This window comes from Streptococcus sp. HMSC074B11, assembly GCF_001808705.1.
Taxonomy (GTDB): Bacteria; Bacillota; Bacilli; order Lactobacillales; family Streptococcaceae; genus Streptococcus.
The window spans coordinates 111915-128356 of record NZ_KV794309.1 but is presented as its reverse complement, the minus strand read 5'-3'; the positions used below and the strand labels follow the sequence as shown (position 1 = coordinate 128356).

At 39.0% G+C, this 16442-nt stretch carries 20 protein-coding genes and 1 tRNA gene; 7 read left to right on the top strand and 14 right to left on the bottom strand.

From position 1 onward, the window contains the following. Window positions 1-83: 83 nt before the first annotated feature. Both HMPREF2619_RS10045 and HMPREF2619_RS10040 read left to right on the top strand, forming a co-directional pair. Window positions 84-1061, top strand: a complete 978-nt coding sequence (locus HMPREF2619_RS10045) for a Gfo/Idh/MocA family protein (protein ID WP_070461048.1) — start codon at window positions 84-86, stop codon at window positions 1059-1061. Beyond that, window positions 1058-2140 (top strand): DEAD/DEAH box helicase, encoded by a 1083-nt coding sequence (locus HMPREF2619_RS10040; protein ID WP_070461046.1) that lies wholly within the window; start codon window positions 1058-1060, stop codon window positions 2138-2140. Before HMPREF2619_RS10045 ends, HMPREF2619_RS10040 begins: the two co-directional genes overlap by 4 nt. Before the next feature lie 115 nt (window positions 2141-2255). On the opposite strand, the gene HMPREF2619_RS10035 is transcribed toward HMPREF2619_RS10040, so the two are convergent. Continuing rightward, window positions 2256-2633 (bottom strand): YwiB family protein, encoded by a 378-nt coding sequence (locus HMPREF2619_RS10035; RefSeq protein WP_083279655.1) that lies wholly within the window; start codon window positions 2631-2633, stop codon window positions 2256-2258. 71 nt (window positions 2634-2704) lie between these two features. Between HMPREF2619_RS10035 and HMPREF2619_RS10030 the strand changes: the two genes are divergently transcribed. Both HMPREF2619_RS10030 and yidA read left to right on the top strand, forming a co-directional pair. Next, on the top strand, window positions 2705-4009 hold the full coding sequence (locus tag HMPREF2619_RS10030) for an HD domain-containing protein (protein WP_070461044.1): 1305 nt from the start codon (window positions 2705-2707) through the stop codon (window positions 4007-4009). A 13-nt stretch (window positions 4010-4022) separates the two neighbouring features. Continuing rightward, window positions 4023-4829 carry a sugar-phosphatase gene (gene yidA, locus HMPREF2619_RS10025; RefSeq protein ID WP_070461042.1) on the top strand — a complete coding sequence of 269 codons (807 nt, stop codon included), beginning with the start codon at window positions 4023-4025 and terminating at the stop codon, window positions 4827-4829. 321 nt (window positions 4830-5150) lie between these two features. On the opposite strand, the gene HMPREF2619_RS10020 is transcribed toward yidA, so the two are convergent. From HMPREF2619_RS10020 to HMPREF2619_RS09995, 6 genes are all read right to left on the bottom strand, one after another. Next, window positions 5151-5222 (bottom strand) — tRNA-Arg (locus tag HMPREF2619_RS10020). A 42-nt stretch (window positions 5223-5264) separates the two neighbouring features. Continuing rightward, window positions 5265-5612: a 50S ribosomal protein L19 gene (gene rplS, locus HMPREF2619_RS10015; protein ID WP_001068670.1), complete on the bottom strand. Its 348-nt coding sequence runs from the start codon at window positions 5610-5612 to the stop codon at window positions 5265-5267. 118 nt (window positions 5613-5730) lie between these two features. Beyond that, a complete protein-coding gene (gene crcB / locus HMPREF2619_RS10010) occupies window positions 5731-6060 on the bottom strand; it encodes a fluoride efflux transporter CrcB (RefSeq protein WP_070461041.1) in 330 nt (109 codons plus the stop codon). After that, entirely contained in the window at window positions 6054-6428 is a 375-nt protein-coding gene (gene crcB / locus HMPREF2619_RS10005) for a fluoride efflux transporter CrcB (RefSeq protein WP_070461040.1), read from the bottom strand. Before crcB (HMPREF2619_RS10005) ends, crcB (HMPREF2619_RS10010) begins: the two co-directional genes overlap by 7 nt. Next, on the bottom strand, window positions 6425-6691 hold the full coding sequence (locus HMPREF2619_RS10000; protein WP_070461038.1) for a chorismate mutase: 267 nt from the start codon (window positions 6689-6691) through the stop codon (window positions 6425-6427). Before HMPREF2619_RS10000 ends, crcB (HMPREF2619_RS10005) begins: the two co-directional genes overlap by 4 nt. Before the next feature lie 116 nt (window positions 6692-6807). Continuing rightward, window positions 6808-7251: a flavodoxin gene (locus HMPREF2619_RS09995; protein ID WP_001162134.1), complete on the bottom strand. Its 444-nt coding sequence runs from the start codon at window positions 7249-7251 to the stop codon at window positions 6808-6810. A gap of 103 nt (window positions 7252-7354) precedes the next feature. On the opposite strand from HMPREF2619_RS09995, the gene HMPREF2619_RS09990 reads away from it, so the two are divergent. Together HMPREF2619_RS09990 and HMPREF2619_RS09985 are read left to right on the top strand one after the other, a co-directional pair. Further along, window positions 7355-8290, top strand: a complete 936-nt coding sequence (locus HMPREF2619_RS09990) for a DHH family phosphoesterase (protein ID WP_070461034.1) — start codon at window positions 7355-7357, stop codon at window positions 8288-8290. A 96-nt stretch (window positions 8291-8386) separates the two neighbouring features. Beyond that, window positions 8387-8629, top strand: a complete 243-nt coding sequence (locus tag HMPREF2619_RS09985; RefSeq protein WP_000710764.1) for a type B 50S ribosomal protein L31 — start codon at window positions 8387-8389, stop codon at window positions 8627-8629. Between the two features lie 43 nt (window positions 8630-8672). Here the strand turns inward: HMPREF2619_RS09985 and HMPREF2619_RS09980 are convergent, their stop codons facing one another. The 5 genes from HMPREF2619_RS09980 to HMPREF2619_RS09960 form a co-directional block, all read right to left on the bottom strand. After that, the gene (locus HMPREF2619_RS09980) at window positions 8673-8993 is read right to left on the bottom strand and encodes a heavy metal-binding domain-containing protein (RefSeq protein ID WP_070461032.1); all 321 of its coding nucleotides are present in this window, start codon (window positions 8991-8993) and stop codon (window positions 8673-8675) included. A gap of 341 nt (window positions 8994-9334) precedes the next feature. Further along, complete coding sequence (locus tag HMPREF2619_RS09975) at window positions 9335-9610, bottom strand: HU family DNA-binding protein (RefSeq protein ID WP_001284633.1); 276 nt, start codon at window positions 9608-9610, stop codon at window positions 9335-9337. Window positions 9611-9716: 106 nt separating this feature from the next. Then, entirely contained in the window at window positions 9717-10553 is an 837-nt protein-coding gene (locus HMPREF2619_RS09970; RefSeq protein ID WP_049528190.1) for a DegV family protein, read from the bottom strand. Between the two features lie 181 nt (window positions 10554-10734). Continuing rightward, a complete protein-coding gene (locus HMPREF2619_RS09965; protein WP_049528187.1) occupies window positions 10735-11964 on the bottom strand; it encodes a tetratricopeptide repeat protein in 1230 nt (409 codons plus the stop codon). Next, complete coding sequence (locus tag HMPREF2619_RS09960; protein WP_049528185.1) at window positions 11954-13117, bottom strand: AI-2E family transporter; 1164 nt, start codon at window positions 13115-13117, stop codon at window positions 11954-11956. The genes HMPREF2619_RS09965 and HMPREF2619_RS09960 overlap by 11 nt, the downstream gene beginning before the upstream one ends. A gap of 209 nt (window positions 13118-13326) precedes the next feature. On the opposite strand from HMPREF2619_RS09960, the gene HMPREF2619_RS09955 reads away from it, so the two are divergent. Further along, the gene (locus tag HMPREF2619_RS09955; protein WP_049528181.1) at window positions 13327-14334 is read left to right on the top strand and encodes a lactonase family protein; all 1008 of its coding nucleotides are present in this window, start codon (window positions 13327-13329) and stop codon (window positions 14332-14334) included. Window positions 14335-14523: 189 nt separating this feature from the next. On the opposite strand, the gene HMPREF2619_RS09950 is transcribed toward HMPREF2619_RS09955, so the two are convergent. Together HMPREF2619_RS09950 and atpD are read right to left on the bottom strand one after the other, a co-directional pair. Further along, entirely contained in the window at window positions 14524-14943 is a 420-nt protein-coding gene (locus HMPREF2619_RS09950; protein WP_049503620.1) for a F0F1 ATP synthase subunit epsilon, read from the bottom strand. Between the two features lie 10 nt (window positions 14944-14953). Continuing rightward, the gene (atpD, locus tag HMPREF2619_RS09945) at window positions 14954-16360 is read right to left on the bottom strand and encodes a F0F1 ATP synthase subunit beta (protein ID WP_000094353.1); all 1407 of its coding nucleotides are present in this window, start codon (window positions 16358-16360) and stop codon (window positions 14954-14956) included. Window positions 16361-16442: the final 82 nt, after the last annotated feature.

Below are 16442 nucleotides of genomic sequence, written 5' to 3'. Positions count from 1 at the left end.
ATAAAAGAATTGTCTCCCTTTAGCTAGTTTAGTCTATCTGTGATATAATGAAAGCAGTCATTACTTGTAGAAAAGGAGATTTCATGCTTAAACTCGGTATTATCGGTACTGGTGCAATCAGTCACCACTTTATAGAAGCTGCTCATACTAGTCAGGAATTCCAGTTAGTGGCTGTTTATTCAAGAAAGCTCACGACTGCTCAGCAATTTGCTAGTTCCTATACAAATGTTAGTCTATTTGATAATTTAGAGGATTTCTTCCAGTCTGAATTTGATGTTGTCTATATTGCAAGTCCCAATTCTCTGCATTATAGTCAGTCTAAAAAGGCCTTATCTGCTGGTAAACATGTTATCCTTGAAAAACCGGCTGTGACTCAACCCCAAGAATGGCAAGAGTTAATTCAAATAGCTCAGGAGCATCACCGTTTTATCTTTGAAGCAGCCCGTAACTATCATGAGGAATCCTTCACAATTATTAAAAACTTTTTAGTAGATAAGGAGGTTTTAGGTGCAGACCTCAACTTTGCCAAGTATTCTTCTAAGATGCCAGACCTTCTTTCTGGAAACACGCCAAATGTATTTTCAGACCGTTTTGCTGGTGGGGCTCTCATGGACTTAGGTATTTACCCAATCTATGCTGCGGTTCGCTTATTTGGAAAAGCACTCGATGCGACCTATCAAGCTCAACAACTTGACAACACTATTGATCTGAACGGAGATGGTATCTTATCTTATCCCGGTTATCAAGTCCATATCAAAGCTGGTAAAAATATTACTTCTAATCTGCATTGTGAAATATATACAACAGATGGAACCTTGACACTCAACACCATTGAGCATATCCGCTCTGCTATTTTTACAGATCATCAAGGTAATGAAACACATCTACCTATTCAGCAAGCACCTCATACCATGACTGAGGAGGTCGCTGCTTTTGCAAACATGATCAAGCAGCCAAACCTAGAACTTTACCAAGCTTGGTTGGATGATGCAACACACGTCCATAAGCTACTCTACACCATGCGCCAGACTGCTGGCATTAGATTTGAGGCAGAAAAATGAAAACCAAACTACCTAAAGAATGGCAAGAGCTGACCGAACAACTCGGCTTTCAAGAATTCACCCCCATTCAAACTCAGCTTTTTGATCCGATTTTAGACGGTCAAACCCTCCTTGGAGTCAGTCCAACAGGAACAGGAAAAACGTTAGCTTATCTCCTACCAAGTCTTCTTCGTCTCCAAAAGGAAAAAGCGCAACAACTATTGATTTTAGCACCAAATACTGAACTGGCTGGTCAGATTTTTGAGGTAACTAAAACCTGGGGTGAAGCTATTGGCTTGACTGCTCAGCTCTTCCTGTCAGGTTCGAGTCAAAAACGCCAAATTGAACGACTAAAAAAAGGACCAGAAATTTTGATCGGAACTCCCGGTCGTATCTTCGAACTGATCAAATTGAAAAAAATCAAGATGATGAATGTGGAGACTATCATACTTGATGAGTTTGACCAGTTGCTAGATGACTCTCAAATCCACTTTGTAGAAAAGATTACTCACTACGCACCTCGCGACCACCAACTTATTTACATGAGTGCCACTACCAAGTTTGACCAAGATAAGATTGCGCCTAAAACTCGCACCATCGACCTCTCTGATCAAAAGTTGGACAACATTCAACACTTCTACATGCAAGTAGACCAACGTCATCGAGTAGATATGCTTAGAAAACTGGCACATGTCGAAGACTTCCGTGGACTGGTATTCTTCAATAGCTTGTCAGACCTTGGAAGTGCCGAGGAAAAATTGCAGTATCGTGATGTTTTAGCTGTTTCACTAGCTAGCGATGTCAACGTCAAATTTAGAAAAGTTATCTTAGAAAAATTCAAAGATAATCAGCTAACACTACTTCTTGCGACAGACCTTCTAGCTCGTGGTATCGACATTGATAGCCTGGAATGTGTGCTCAACTTTGACGTCCCTAGAGATATTGAAACCTATACTCACCGTGCTGGACGTACAGGTCGTATGGGTAACGAGGGATATGTTATTACCCTCGTTACACATCCAGAAGATCTTAAAAAACTTAAGAAATTTGCAAGTGTACGTGAAATTGTTTTGAAAAATCAAGAACTATATATCAAATAGAGGCTGGGATAAAAATCCCAACCTCATTTTTTATTAGTAAAAAAATTTGACTTGCTAGCTGATTTGGAACTAGGAAATCGAAACTTTATATACTAATCTCTCCTCCACCGACTTTTTACCCCCAGGTAATTTCTAAGCGATAGTCCGCAAATGGAACTCCTTCTTTGTTTTGTAGTTGATAGGCTAGTTCAATCTTTTGTTGTTCAACTTGATAATGGCTTGTTTGGATGATAAACTCCTGTATCCCCATTGGTGTAGGAATATAGGCTAAACTATCAGCTTCCTTCAGAAAACGCATGATGGTCTTAGGGTTGGAAAATCGAGACATCACCAACTCTGTATCATTAAACTTGAGTACCACTTTTTCCTTCTCTTCATTGTAAAAAAGGAGATAGGAAAAATCACCTTTCTCACGTAACTCAACGTCATAAAGTTGGTCAATCACTTCCAATTGTTCATCAAATTGGATGGTATTTCTCATTCGAATCTTCACTTCAAGTCCTCTTTCTTCACTATTATCCTACTATTTTACCAAAAACTGTGGCTTTTTGCTATAATGGTTTTATGAATGAAAAAGTATTTCGTGACCCTGTTCACAATTATATCCATGTTGATAATCAGATTATCTATGACTTAATCAATACCAAAGAATTTCAACGGCTTCGTCGTATCAAGCAGCTCGGAACATCCAGCTACACCTTTCATGGTGGAGAACATAGTCGTTTCTCTCACTGTCTGGGTGTTTACGAGATTGCACGACGCATCACCGAGATTTTTGAGGAAAAGTATCCTAAAGAATGGGATCCTTCGGAGTCCCTCCTAACCATGACTGCAGCCCTCCTTCATGACTTAGGACATGGTGCCTACTCGCATACCTTTGAAAATCTCTTTGATACCGATCATGAGGCGATTACGCAGGAAATTATCCAAAGCCCTGAAACAGAGATTCATCAGGTTCTTTTACAGGTAGCTCCAGATTTCCCAGAAAAGGTAGCTAGCGTTATAGACCACACTTATCCAAATAAGCAGGTGGTCCAACTGATTTCAAGTCAAATCGATGCAGACCGCATGGACTATCTCTTACGTGACTCCTATTTTACAGGGGCTTCTTATGGGGAATTTGACCTAACACGTATCTTACGAGTTATTCGCCCTATCGAAAACGGAATTGCTTTCCAACGAAACGGGATGCATGCCATCGAAGACTATGTTCTAAGTCGCTATCAAATGTATATGCAGGTATATTTCCATCCAGCAACACGTGCTATGGAAGTACTTCTGCAGAATCTTTTGAAACGTGCTAAAGAACTTTATCCAGGAAACAAGGACTTCTTTACACTTACATCCCCACATCTACTGCCATTTTTCGAAAAAAATGTTAGCTTAGCTGACTATCTATCTTTGGATGACGGAGTTATGAATACCTATTTCCAACTATGGATGACCAGTTCTGACAAGATTTTAGCTGACCTGTCACAACGCTTTGTCAATCGCAAGGTCTTTAAATCAATCACCTTTTCACAAGAAGATCAAGAACAACTTGCATCTATGAGAAAACTGGTAGAAGATATCGGCTTTGAGCCCGAATATTACACAGCTATTCATAAGAACTTTGACCTTCCTTATGATATCTATCGCCCTGAATCTGAAAACCCACGAACGCAGATTGAGATTATACAAAAAAATGGAGAACTAGCCGAACTCTCTAGCCTTTCTCCTATCGTTCAATCCCTTGCTGGCAGTCGCCACGGAGATAATCGTTTCTACTTCCCAAAAGAAATGTTGGATCAAAACAGCATCTTTGCAACTATCACCCAGCAATTTTTACACTTGATTGAAAACGATCATTTTAAACCAAATAAATACTAAAAGAGGAACTAGTATGAGTATTAAACTAATCGCCGTCGATATCGATGGAACCCTTGTCAACAGTCAAAAGGAGATCACTCCTGAAGTCTTTTCTGCCATCCAAGATGCCAAACAAGCTGGTGTCAAAGTTATGATTGCAACTGGGCGCCCTATCGCAGGAGTTGCCAAACTTTTAGATGACTTGAAATTAAGAGACGAAGGGGACTACGTTGTTACCTTCAACGGTGCCCTTGTTCAAGAAACCGCTACAGGTCATGAAATTATCAGCGAATCCTTGACTTACGAGGATTATCTAGATATGGAATTCCTCAGTCGTAAGCTCGGTGTCCATATGCATGCTATTACCAAGGATGGCATCTACACAGCCAATCGCAATATCGGAAAATACACTGTTCACGAATCAACCCTCGTCAGCATGCCCATCTTCTATCGTACGCCTGAAGAAATGGCTGATAAGGAAATCGTCAAGTGTATGTTTATCGATGAACCAGAAATTCTCGATGCTGCGATTGAAAAGATTCCAGCAGAATTTTACGACCGCTACTCTATCAACAAATCTGCTCCTTTCTACCTTGAACTTCTCAAAAAGGGGGTAGACAAGGGTTCAGCTATCACTCACTTAGCTGAGAAACTCGGTTTGAACAAGGATGAAACTATGGCTATCGGTGACGAGGAAAATGACCGTGCCATGCTTGAAGTTGTTGGTAACCCCGTTGTTATGGAAAACGGAAATCCAGAACTCAAAAAAATCGCCAAATACATCACTAAATCTAATGACGAATCAGGCGTTGCTCATGCTATTCGAACTTGGGTGTTGTAGAAAGAATAGACAAAGACCGCTCTGCTAAGCGGTTTTTACTATGTTAGAACTCAATTTCCAGTATTGGTTGTACAGTTACTTAAATCTTGAGAGTAGAAAAACTGTATTTGATGGGAGAATTAACACTACTATAAATCAAAGACATTTTCATGATCCATTTTATTCTCTAGCCATTGACAAAATATAATTTTTGGTCAAAATTTGGTCATGATTTGGTCAAAAAAATTAAAAATACTAAATTATTTTTAAAAATGAACTTGTGATAATTGCCTTTAAATAAACATTTTGAATTTTCTTTGTCTTTCTTTACATTACTAAAAATGCCCCCTGCAGGAATCGAACCTGCAACTACTCCTTAGGAGGGAGTTGTTATATCCATTGAACTAAGGGAGCTAGAGAAAAACTCTGCCGAATGAGCAGAGTTTTTTGGTCGAATTAACGACGGATTTCTTTGATACGAGCTGCTTTACCTTGAAGAGCACGCAAGTAGTACAATTTCGCACGACGTACTTTACCGTAACGAACAACTTCGATCTTTTCAACACGTGGAGTGTGGATTGGGAAGATACGTTCAACACCTACACCGTTAGAGATTTTACGAACTGTGTAGTTTTCTGAGATGCCAGCACCTTTACGTGCAATAACAACACCTTCAAAGATCTGAACACGTTCACGGTTACCTTCGACAACTTTCGCGTGTACACGAACAGTGTCACCAGGACGGAATGATGGGATATCTGTACGAAGTTGACCTTCAGTCAAGCTTTGGATTAATGGATTCATTTTATTCTCCTATCTTTGTCAATCATGAGGAAGCTTCCTCAGCGGATAAACTGTATTTTTGTGCGTCCATTACACACAAGATACAGTTTACCAAATTTCTAAAAAAAAGTAAAGAAATTTATAGCAAAATTCCTAAAAAAATTGCTACGAAACCACCTAAGTAGGTTAAGAGAAAATATCTGTAAAAGTTCTTCTTATCAGTTAAGAGTTTTTGGAGTTCATCATTCAAGGTTGAAAAAGTGGTTAAACCTCCACAAAATCCTGTGGCAAGGATAAGATAGACTTCTTTAGACTCCACATGATTGTAAAATAAGCCAATCAAAAAACAGCCCAAAAGATTTGCTAGAAGTGTTCCTAATGGTAAAACTCTCTCTTGATTGAGGGTAGAAAGGAAATAACGAACAAGCGCTCCAACGCCACAAGCAAGTGCTAAATATATGATTACCATTTCTTCCTCCCTAAACAATAAGCCAATAAAAGCCCTCCACCAATGCTCAAAACTAAATAGATTATCAGGCTTGGATAAGAACCTGTATCCAGCAATTTTACGGCATCTAACACGAGGCTAGAAAAAGTCGTTAAACCGCCACAAAAGCCTGTACCAAGTGCTAAAATCAGACCCTTACTGCTCCCCTTATAAACCAAATAACCTTTGACAAGATAGACTAAGCAGAAAATTCCTAAATAGTTAGCAAAGAGAGTTCCCCATGGAAAATCCGGGCTGGCTGGCAACCATCTCGAAATCTGATATCGGACAAGTCCTCCCAACATGGCAGCTAGAAAAATTCCTAGTGGGTAAAATTGTTCTTTTTTCATTTGATGTTTTTATCCTGATAATCGCGTGAACGTTTGAGAATGTCTGAAAAAGTCGCGACAATTGTCTCTTCGTATTTTTTATTGCTGACACGACTTCTGACTTTTTCAAAGATAGCTTCTTCTCTTTTGGTGTCCAAAATCGGTTTTCCTGAAGCATTTTTATAAGCAACTACGCCTTCCACAAGATGCATTCTTTCTTCCAAGTGCTTCACGATTTGATCATCAATTTGATCGATTTCTTGTCTAATAATATCTAAATCCATAGTGTCTCCTTTTTTATTTGAATGATTTTAGCAAAAATCTTCTAGATGGAATGGTACATTTTTAGGAACAACTAACAAAAACTGCACTGACAACTTTCATCAGTGCAACTTCATGCTTATCCTACTTTAGCAGCCAATTCTTCTGCGAATTGTTCCAAGCGTTCGATATCTTCTTCTTCTGCAGAGAGATCCACTTTGACGCACTCTGAGCCCTTTTCAGCTCCTGTTGCCACAAATACACGATCAAAGTCATCAACAGCTTTACAGAACTCATCGTAGAAAGTATCGCCTGATCCTACCACACCGTAGATCTTGCCACTCAAATTAAGATCTGCTAGATCTTCGTAGAAGTCCATCATCTCATCTGGTAACTCTCCATCACCATAAGTGTAGGTTGCAACGATTGCGATATCTGCTTCAAGAAAGTCAGATGCGTCAACAGTTGTACACTCATCAACATCTACCTCTAAGCCCAACTCACGCAATTTATCTGCTACAATATCTGCAATTTCTTCGGTATTACCGGTCATACTGGCAAATACAATTTTTGCTAATGCCATATCGTCCTCCTCAATTTATCTTCCTCCATTATATCACATCTTTTTCATTTTAAAAATAAAAACTCTTGTGCTACAATGAAATAAGAAAGAATTGAGGTTACTTATGGAAATTTGCCATCAAATTTTAGAAAAAATTAAAGCATACGATACCATTATCATTCACCGTCACATGAAACCCGATCCTGATGCCTTAGGAAGTCAGGTTGGACTCAAAGCACTTCTGGAACATCATTTCCCAGAAAAAAAAATCAAGGTAGTCGGTTATGATGAACCTACCCTAACATGGCTTACAAAGATGGATCAGGTAGAAGACAAAGATTATCAAGGGGCGCTTGCTATCATTTGTGATACAGCAAATACTGCTCGTATCGATGATAAACGTTATATCAATGCTGAAACCATTATTAAAATTGACCACCATCCAAATGACGAAGTCTACGGAGATCTTGTTTGGGTAGATACCAACTCAAGCAGTGCCAGTGAGATGATTGCTCTCTTTGCTGAAGCAACTAATCTTGAATTATCTGACTATGCAGCTAAAATGCTCTGTGCTGGAATTATTGGTGACACAGGCCGTTTCCTTTATCCGTCCACTTCTGCTCGTACCCTTCGAATTGCTAGTAAACTAAGAGAACATAACTTTGACTATGCTGAATTAGCACGTAAAATGGACACCATGAGCTTTAAAATTGCTAAACTTCAAGGTTATGTCTATGATCACTTAGAAGTTGATGAAAACGGTGTTGCGCGTGTCATTCTGACTCAAGAAATTCTAAAAACATATCAAGTAACAGACGCAGAAACAGCAGCCATTGTTGGTGCTCCAGGTCGTATTGATACTGTTAACCTTTGGGGAATATTTGTGGAACAAGCAGATGGCCACTATCGCGTTCGACTTCGCAGCAAATTCGTTCCAATCAATGGTGTTGCAAAAGAACATGATGGTGGTGGTCACCCACTTGCAAGTGGTGCTAACTCCTATAGCCTAGAGGAAAATGAAGTCATCTACCAAAAATTAAAAAACTTACTGAAAAAATAGATAAAAAGCTTGCCAAACTTAGCATAATCTGTTAGACTAGTATGGTAACAATCTATGGCTCGCAAAGAGACCATGGCAGAAAGGAAATATTGCAAAATGAAAAAAGATATCCATCCAGAATATCGCCCAGTTGTCTTCATGGACACAACTACTGGTTACCAATTCCTTAGCGGTTCAACAAAACGCTCTAACGAAACTGTTGAGTTCGAAGGCGAAACTTACCCATTGATCCGTGTGGAAATTTCATCAGACTCACACCCATTCTACACTGGACGTCAAAAGTTCACTCAAGCAGATGGACGCGTGGATCGTTTCAACAAAAAATACGGTCTCAAATAATCATAAAAGAACAGTTTCGACTGTTCTTTTTTGTTTCGTCAAATCAGGAGTCAACGACTACTGCTGTTCCACTACAAGTGACCATCAGCATACCATTTTCAGCACCTAAAGTTTCATAGTCCATTTTTATACCTATAATAGCATTTGCTCCACGTTCACTTGCACGCTCCATCATTTCTGCTATATCTTCTTCTCTTGCTTGAGTCAATTCACCTTCATAACTACTCGCTCGTCCTCCAAAAACATTACGGAAGCCAGCAGCCATATCTTTGAACATATTAACGCCAGCAACCACTTCACCAAAGACGATTCCTTTGTAGGCTAGGATTTTCTTGCCTTCAATTCCCGTAGTTGAAATAATCATCTTCACTTCCTCCTGACTTCTTTTATATAATTGTAAACCCTTTCACTAACTCTGTCAAGAAATACTATAAGGGACTCAATACTTGAAAGGAAACTCTTCTCACCATCCTTATTTGCTATCCATTTAGTGCCAATTGTATGGATGATGGCCTAAATCTTTTCTTTGCAAGCCTAACTTGAGATAGGCTTATCGGCTTCACCATTCTTACAAATAGTAGATCTTAGAATCTATGACTGATATAGAAGATACTGTTCTCTCCTGCCCCCTTTTTGCCCCAAAACTACAAAAAAGCCTATCGACCAAGCTAGAAAGCTTGATACAATAGGCTTTTTCTAAATTCATTATTTAACAGCGTCTTTAAGAGCTTTACCAGCTTTGAATGCTGGAACTTTTGAAGCTGCGATAGTGATTTCTTTACCAGTTTGTGGGTTGCGACCTTTACGTGCTGCACGCTCACGAACTTCGAAATTACCAAAACCAATCAATTGAACTTTTTCACCAGCTGCAAGGTAATCAGCTACTGCTGCAAATACAGCATCAACTGCTGCTGCTGAGTCTTTCTTTGTCAATTCTGTAGCTTCTGCTACTTTAGCGATCAAATCTTGTTTGTTTGCCATGTTAATAATTCCTCCAAATATTTTCTAATTAACAATTACAATCATATCCTAAATTCTCTTGTAGGTCAAGTCAAAAACGCTATTTCTTGCTATTTTCTTTATTTTTTTAGGACTCATATCTGACTAAAATAGCCCAAGCATTTTCACCTGTATGGGTCTGAATAATCGAACCTGTTTCAAGTACAGAGATTGGTTTTTCAACGAATGGTTGTAGGATTTCTTTCATCTCTTCTGCCCAGTCCCTAGTTCCAGAATAGGAAATACCAATCTCAGAAACAGAACGCTCTGACAGTTTTGAAACCAGTTCATCCAACCACTTCTTAAAGGTCTTAGCCCCACGTCCTTTAACAATTGGTTGCAATTCGTCATCCTTCATCTGCATGACTACTCGGATATTTAATAGAGAGCTTAAAAGACCTGTCACTCGGCCAATACGACCACCTTTAACAAGGTTTTCTAAGGTAGAAACACCGATGTAGAGCTCTGTATTTTTCTTGACTTCTTCAACATGAGCCACAATTGTTTCTATGTTTTGTCCTTCTTGAGCTAACTTAGCTGCTTCAACCACTTGAAATTTTAGGGCTTGATCTGTAAAAGAACTATCCAATACGGTCACATTAGCCGTTGACAAACTTGCACCCTGACGAGCTGCTTCGACAGTTCCTGATAAGGCATGAGACATATGAATGGCTAAAATTTGACTACCGTCTTTACTTAACTCATCAAAAATCTCAGCAAAGAGTCCAACTGGAGGTTGACTTGTTTTAGGCAGATTTTTACTCTCTTTCATCAAGCGAAGAAATTCCCCTTCTTCAAGATCAGCATCCGAATAAAGAACACTATCAATCATTACAGAGAGCGGAACGACGGTAATATTTAATTCTTTGACCACTTCTGGTTCAATGGTAACAGAAGAATCTGTTACGATTTTTACTTGTGTCATAATTCAAATCTTTCTATTTTCACTTTTTGAGTGAGTTTTTTCAATTTAACTATAACAATTATATCAAAAAAATGCTAAAAATTCATACTGTATCTATTCATTTTTATGATGGAATTTATAGATTTTTAAATCTTTCATTTTATAAAAATAGTCGCCTGCTAAGACGACTATTTTGGTATCATCATAAACGTTCATACAAATCTTGCATCTGTATGTCATCAGGAACCAACTTGAGATAGTGTTGGATCTGTTCTTTTGCTTCTTCAAACCTTCCAAGTTCGCGTAATAGATGAATGTATTGCTCTAAAAACTCAGGATTTTCCTTGAGTTCTGAAACCAATGCCTGATAAGATTCATAGGCAACATCCAAATCTTCAGTTTCTTGGTAACTCCGTGCAATCATCCACTTAGTCAAGAGATTTTCTGGCTCATATACTTCTAAGGCTAGAATATCCTCATATCGTTCTTGCTCCTGATACATGGTTGCTAGTCGCAAGAGGATTTCTTCTTGGTCTTCCGCATCTTCTTGAGCTTGAAGAAGATAAGTTTCCGCCTGCTCAGGTTGATGCAATTCGTAAGATAATTGTGAAGCAAGGAGTAGTAAACGTGTTTCGAATGGATTTTTTTCCAAACCTTGTTGAGCTATCAGTAAGGCTTGCTCAGTCTGGTGTTCCTTATGTAGAGCCTGACTATAACCATACTCATACCCTTCAAAATCTGGAGAAATAGTATCCAGTTGTTTAAAATATAAAACTGCCTTTTGATATTCCTCTTGATCAAAATAAAGACTTGCTAATTCAAATGCAGTCTGATCTTCATACTCTAACTCTAAAGCTTTTTCTAAAAACTCTATGGCTGATTCAAACTTTCCAAGTCGAGCATAGGCAGTTCCAATTCGTTGATAGGTCGAAATCCCTGTCTGCTCATATATTTCACGATTATCCAGTTGAGCATAGCCCTTAATCGCTTCTAAATCATTTCCAAGTTCACTATCTAACTCTGCTAGCCCAAAAATCAATAAAAGATCATCAGAATAATTAAGAGCTTCTAATAGCTTGTCGCGAGCTACATCCGTCAATCCTTCCATTTGATAGAAATCAGCCTTTAAAACAAGAGCAGATACATAAGAATCGCTATTGGGTTGAATTTCTTCCAGATAGGCAAATGCTTCTTCAATTTGTCCGTCTTCACTTGCGATACTAGCTAGATTGAGATTTACTTCTGGAAATAATGGAGCTATTTTTTCATAGATTTGACGAGCTTGTGGATAAAAACCAATACCCTCTAGATAATAAGCCAGTTCCAGAAGAAGATCATCAGAGTCTTCTAGCAATGCTTTTTGAAAATAGTGATCAGCTCTTGTTAAATCTTGCTGATCCAAAGCTTCAAGCATTTCTTGACTATTGCTCACCTTCAACCTCCTCTTCTAACTCATACAGACCACTAACTTTTTTATACCATTCAAAAATAGCTGAAATAACAACTTTGGCTGAAGCATAAACAGGAATTCCCAATAGGACTCCCCAAACACCAAACATAGAACCAGACGTCAACAAAACGAATAGAATAGTGATTGGATGGATGTTTAGCTGACTACCTAAAATCAATGGAGACACAAAACGACCTTCAATTGTCTGCTCTACGATAAAAACGATAATAACTTTCAAGAGCATAACTGGTCCAGCAATTAACCCTAAGACCAGAGCTGGTATCATAGCAAGGAAACTTCCAAGATAAGGGATAAGATTTAAGACCCCAGCAGTAATACCAAGAGTCACCGCATATCTCAAACCAATAATTTTAAAGAAGATGATAAACATAATTGCCACGATAATAGCAACAGTAATTTGTCCTCTAACATAGTTAGAAAGTTGTTGGTTCACATCCGTTAGAACCTTACCTACTGGTTCTCTCAATTTATTTGGTAAGAATTGAGTGATATGATCTCTCAAACCTTTCCCATCTCTAAGGAGATAAAAGAGCATAAACGGCATGATAATTAGAGCGACAATGACTTGAGACGTTCCACTGATAAGAGCACTCACCCAGTTCACAGCCTTAGAAGATATATTACTTGCCCAAGCAGTTGCTTGTGTTGAAAACTGAGCCAGAACCTGTTCCAGTTGAGGTCTAAAGTCATCTGGCAAACGCTTAGTTACAAGATCATCAATAACTCTATCAGCATCTTCGAGATAATTTGGTACATTTTGCGCAAAAATAACTACTTGACGTTGAAGATTTGGAATCGCGACAGCCAGACCAATAATCAGAAGTACAGCAATAATGACAAAGATAATACTAATGGCTAAGACACGATTTATCTTGTACTTCTCCATCAAATCCACCAGTGGGTTTAAGAGATAAAAAAGCAATCCTGATAAAATAACAGGTAACATGACCACTGATAAAAAATCAACGACAGGGATAAATAAAAAACTAATCTTACTTAAAATAAAAATATTCAGACCTAGTAACAAGGCTACCAAAAATACAGTAACAGCCTTATTATCTAAAAACCATTTAAAAAACCAAGATAAATTAAAATGTTTCTCTTTTTGTTCCATATCTACTTCCTTTCCTTTGTCTTTTCATTATACCATTTTTACAGAGAATAAACTGTTTTTAAAGTGTTGAGGTGACGATTGAAAACTCTAAAAATCCATCTTGCATTTTACTAATTTTATACTTAGAAGTTTCATTCTTTTCCCTACCATTATCTTCAGTTATCCCAATTTATGATATAATAGAAACATCTTTATTTAGAGGTATAGATATGATTGAAACAATTTATTTCGGAACCTACACTCGTCGCTTATCCCAAGGGATTTATCAAGCTGATTTTGATACAGAGACTGGGCAATTATCAAATCTTAAACTATTTACTACTGAACCAAGTCCTACCTATCTTGCATTTGATCAAGAAAATCACCTCTACACTGTCGGTAGCAAAGACGGACAAGGGGGAATTGCTGCCTATCAAACTGATGGTACTTTGCTTAACCATGTTGTAACAGAAGGTGCCCCTCACTGTTATGTTGCTGTCGATGAAAAACGTGGTCTAGTATACGGTGCTAACTATCATAAGGGACAAGTTCTGGTCTATAAACGAAAAAAAGATGGTAGTCTTGAATTGGCTGATACAGTTCAACATAGAGGTCATGGTCCTCATGAAAATCAAACTACTCCACATGTACACTTTACAGATTTAACACCAGATCAGTATTTAGTGACTTGCGACTTGGGTACTGATGAGGTTACTACTTATGATGTCAATCCAGAAGGAAAACTAAATAAGCTAGCTACTTACAACTGCAGCCCTGGTGCTGGTGCACGTCACCTTGTTTTTCATAACCACTACAAAATTGCTTATCTCATCTGTGAACTCAATAGTACAATTGAAGTTTTGATTTATGATGGTGTTGGTGCATTTGAAAAAATGCAAGTTATTTCTACACTCCCTGAAGGATTTAATGACTTTAATGGAACTGCTGCAATTCGTCTCTCAGAAGATGGAAAATATCTTTACGCATCAAACCGTGGTCACGATTCTATTGTAGTCTACACAATTCTAGCTGATGGCAGTTTAGAATTGTTGGAATTCGTTCCTACAAACGGAAAAACTCCTCGAGATTTTATTCTCTCACCAGACCAAGAATTTCTCATCGCTGTTCATCAGGATTCTGATAATGCAACAGTATTTAAACGCAATCCAGAAACTGGTCGTCTTGCAGAACTTTCCAATGACTTTCACGTTCCTGAAGCGGTTTGCGTCACTTTTTAAACATAGAAAAATGGCGGTGGGACAGAAATCTATAGACAAAGTCTAGATTTTGTAGTCCCAACCCCGCGAGGATGATTAGGAGCTTTTTGGAATCTAAAAGACGAACAAAAAGTTCATTCAGCTACCGCGTCAAAGTTTGATTGCTAATAAAAAGTGAGGTCGGGATCTTTTTGTCCCAACCTCATTTTTTTATAGTTTATTTCCGACATTGATTCGGTTAATAGCACGTTGTAATGCAATCTTAGCACGACGCTCTTGGTCAATCAAGTGTTTGTCTTGTGCTTCTTCAATTTCACGTTCGGCACGAAGTTTGGCACGTTCTGCACGGCTAATATCGATATCACGAGCACGCTCAGCTGAGTCTGCAATGATAGTAATCACATCATTTGCAATCTCGATGATTCCTCCATTTACTGCAATCCAGTTCACATGAGAATCATCATCAATACGTTTGACTTTAACTTCATCAACTGCTAATACCGCAATCATATTTTGATGTCGTGGCAAGATCCCCATCTCACCATCCAGAGTTCGAACCGATACAAAGCTGGCATGGTGATCATAGACGAGGCCATCTGGTGTCACGATCTGGACAGTTAACTGAGCCATAGATCACCTCTTAAAATCCCATTTTTTCAGCCTTAGCAATAACATCTTCGATTGAACCTACTCCACGGAAGGCATCTTCTGGGAGATGATCGTGTTTTCCATCAAGAATTTCCTTAAATCCACGAACTGTTTCCGCTACTGGAACATAGGAACCTGGTTGACCAGTAAATTGTTCCGCAACGTTGAAGTTTTGTGAAAGGAAGAACTGAATACGGCGTGCACGAGCAACCAAAGTCTTTTCTTCATCAGAAAGTTCATCCATACCAAGGATGGCGATGATATCTTGCAACTCATGGTAACGTTGAAGCACACGTTTCACTTCAGCAGCTACTGCATAATGCTCTTCTCCAACAATTTCAGGTGCCAAGGCACGTGAACTTGAAGCAAGTGGGTCAACGGCTGGGTAAATCCCCAATTGAACCAATTTACGTTCCAAGTTAGTTGTAGAATCCAAGTGAGCGAAGGCTGTTGCTGGCGCTGGGTCAGTATAGTCATCCGCTGGCACGTAGATAGCCTGGATAGAGGTTACAGAACCTTTTTTAGTTGAAGTGATACGTTCTTGCAATTGACCCATTTCTGTTGCGAGGGTTGGTTGGTAACCAACGGCTGATGGCATACGACCTAAAAGGGCAGATACTTCTGAACCAGCTTGTGTGAAACGGAAAATGTTGTCAATGAAGAGAAGAACGTCTTGACCTTCTACATCACGGAAGTATTCAGCGATTGTTAAACCAGTAAGGGCAACACGCATACGTGCTCCTGGTGGCTCATTCATCTGACCAAATACCATGGCTGTTTTCTCGATAACGCCTGATTCCTTCATTTCCCAATATAAGTCGTTCCCTTCACGAGTACGTTCCCCAACACCAGTAAATACTGAAATACCACCGTGTTCTTGGGCAATGTTGTGAATCAACTCTTGAATCAAGACAGTCTTACCAACTCCGGCACCACCGAAGAGCCCGACCTTACCACCTTTAAGATATGGGGCAAGAAGGTCGATAACCTTAATCCCTGTTTCTAAAATTTCTGAAGAGGTAGACAACTCATCAAAAGTAGGTGCTTTTTTATGAATTGGCTGACGCTCTGCATCTTCTCCAAAAGGAGCTTCCAAGTCAATAGTGTCTCCCAAAACGTTGAAGACACGTCCCAAGGTTTCTTTACCTACTGGTACAGAGATTGGACGACCTGTGTCCAATACTTCCATTCCACGAGTCAAACCATCTGTTGATTCCATGGCGATGGTACGAATCATACCATCCCCCAACTCTAAGGCTACTTCAAGGACGATTTTTGTTTTCTTTTCGTCATTTTTGTAGACGACAAGTGCATTGTTAATCTCAGGTAGTTTTTCTCCAGCTGCAAACAAAACGTCTACAACGGGTCCGATAACCTGAGCAATTTTACCTGAACTCATCTCCTTCTCCTATTCTATATAAGATACTGTCGGTTCCTAGCTCAACTAGGTCCTAATACTCTTCGAAAATCTCTTCAAACCA

What these genes read in the sequence shown, in the direction of transcription:
- HMPREF2619_RS10000 (WP_070461038.1), bottom strand. Translation starts at nt 6,691, where the DNA reads ATGGATTTAGATATTATTAGACAAGAAATCGATCAAATTGATGATCAA.
- HMPREF2619_RS09980 (WP_070461032.1), bottom strand. Translation starts at nt 8,993, where the DNA reads ATGATTATTTCAACTACGGGAATTGAAGGCAAGAAAATCCTAGCCTAC.
- yidA (WP_070461042.1), top strand. Translation starts at nt 4,023, where the DNA reads ATGAGTATTAAACTAATCGCCGTCGATATCGATGGAACCCTTGTCAAC.
- crcB (WP_070461040.1), bottom strand. Translation starts at nt 6,428, where the DNA reads ATGAAAAAAGAACAATTTTACCCACTAGGAATTTTTCTAGCTGCCATG.
- HMPREF2619_RS10040 (WP_070461046.1), top strand. Translation starts at nt 1,058, where the DNA reads ATGAAAACCAAACTACCTAAAGAATGGCAAGAGCTGACCGAACAACTC.
- HMPREF2619_RS09995 (WP_001162134.1), bottom strand. Translation starts at nt 7,251, where the DNA reads ATGGCATTAGCAAAAATTGTATTTGCCAGTATGACCGGTAATACCGAA.
- HMPREF2619_RS09950 (WP_049503620.1), bottom strand. Translation starts at nt 14,943, where the DNA reads ATGGCTCAGTTAACTGTCCAGATCGTGACACCAGATGGCCTCGTCTAT.
- HMPREF2619_RS09975 (WP_001284633.1), bottom strand. Translation starts at nt 9,610, where the DNA reads ATGGCAAACAAACAAGATTTGATCGCTAAAGTAGCAGAAGCTACAGAA.
- HMPREF2619_RS09985 (WP_000710764.1), top strand. Translation starts at nt 8,387, where the DNA reads ATGAAAAAAGATATCCATCCAGAATATCGCCCAGTTGTCTTCATGGAC.
- HMPREF2619_RS10045 (WP_070461048.1), top strand. Translation starts at nt 84, where the DNA reads ATGCTTAAACTCGGTATTATCGGTACTGGTGCAATCAGTCACCACTTT.
- crcB (WP_070461041.1), bottom strand. Translation starts at nt 6,060, where the DNA reads ATGGTAATCATATATTTAGCACTTGCTTGTGGCGTTGGAGCGCTTGTT.
- atpD (WP_000094353.1), bottom strand. Translation starts at nt 16,360, where the DNA reads ATGAGTTCAGGTAAAATTGCTCAGGTTATCGGACCCGTTGTAGACGTT.
- HMPREF2619_RS09960 (WP_049528185.1), bottom strand. Translation starts at nt 13,117, where the DNA reads ATGGAACAAAAAGAGAAACATTTTAATTTATCTTGGTTTTTTAAATGG.
- HMPREF2619_RS10030 (WP_070461044.1), top strand. Translation starts at nt 2,705, where the DNA reads ATGAATGAAAAAGTATTTCGTGACCCTGTTCACAATTATATCCATGTT.
- HMPREF2619_RS09955 (WP_049528181.1), top strand. Translation starts at nt 13,327, where the DNA reads ATGATTGAAACAATTTATTTCGGAACCTACACTCGTCGCTTATCCCAA.
- HMPREF2619_RS09970 (WP_049528190.1), bottom strand. Translation starts at nt 10,553, where the DNA reads ATGACACAAGTAAAAATCGTAACAGATTCTTCTGTTACCATTGAACCA.
- rplS (WP_001068670.1), bottom strand. Translation starts at nt 5,612, where the DNA reads ATGAATCCATTAATCCAAAGCTTGACTGAAGGTCAACTTCGTACAGAT.
- HMPREF2619_RS09990 (WP_070461034.1), top strand. Translation starts at nt 7,355, where the DNA reads ATGGAAATTTGCCATCAAATTTTAGAAAAAATTAAAGCATACGATACC.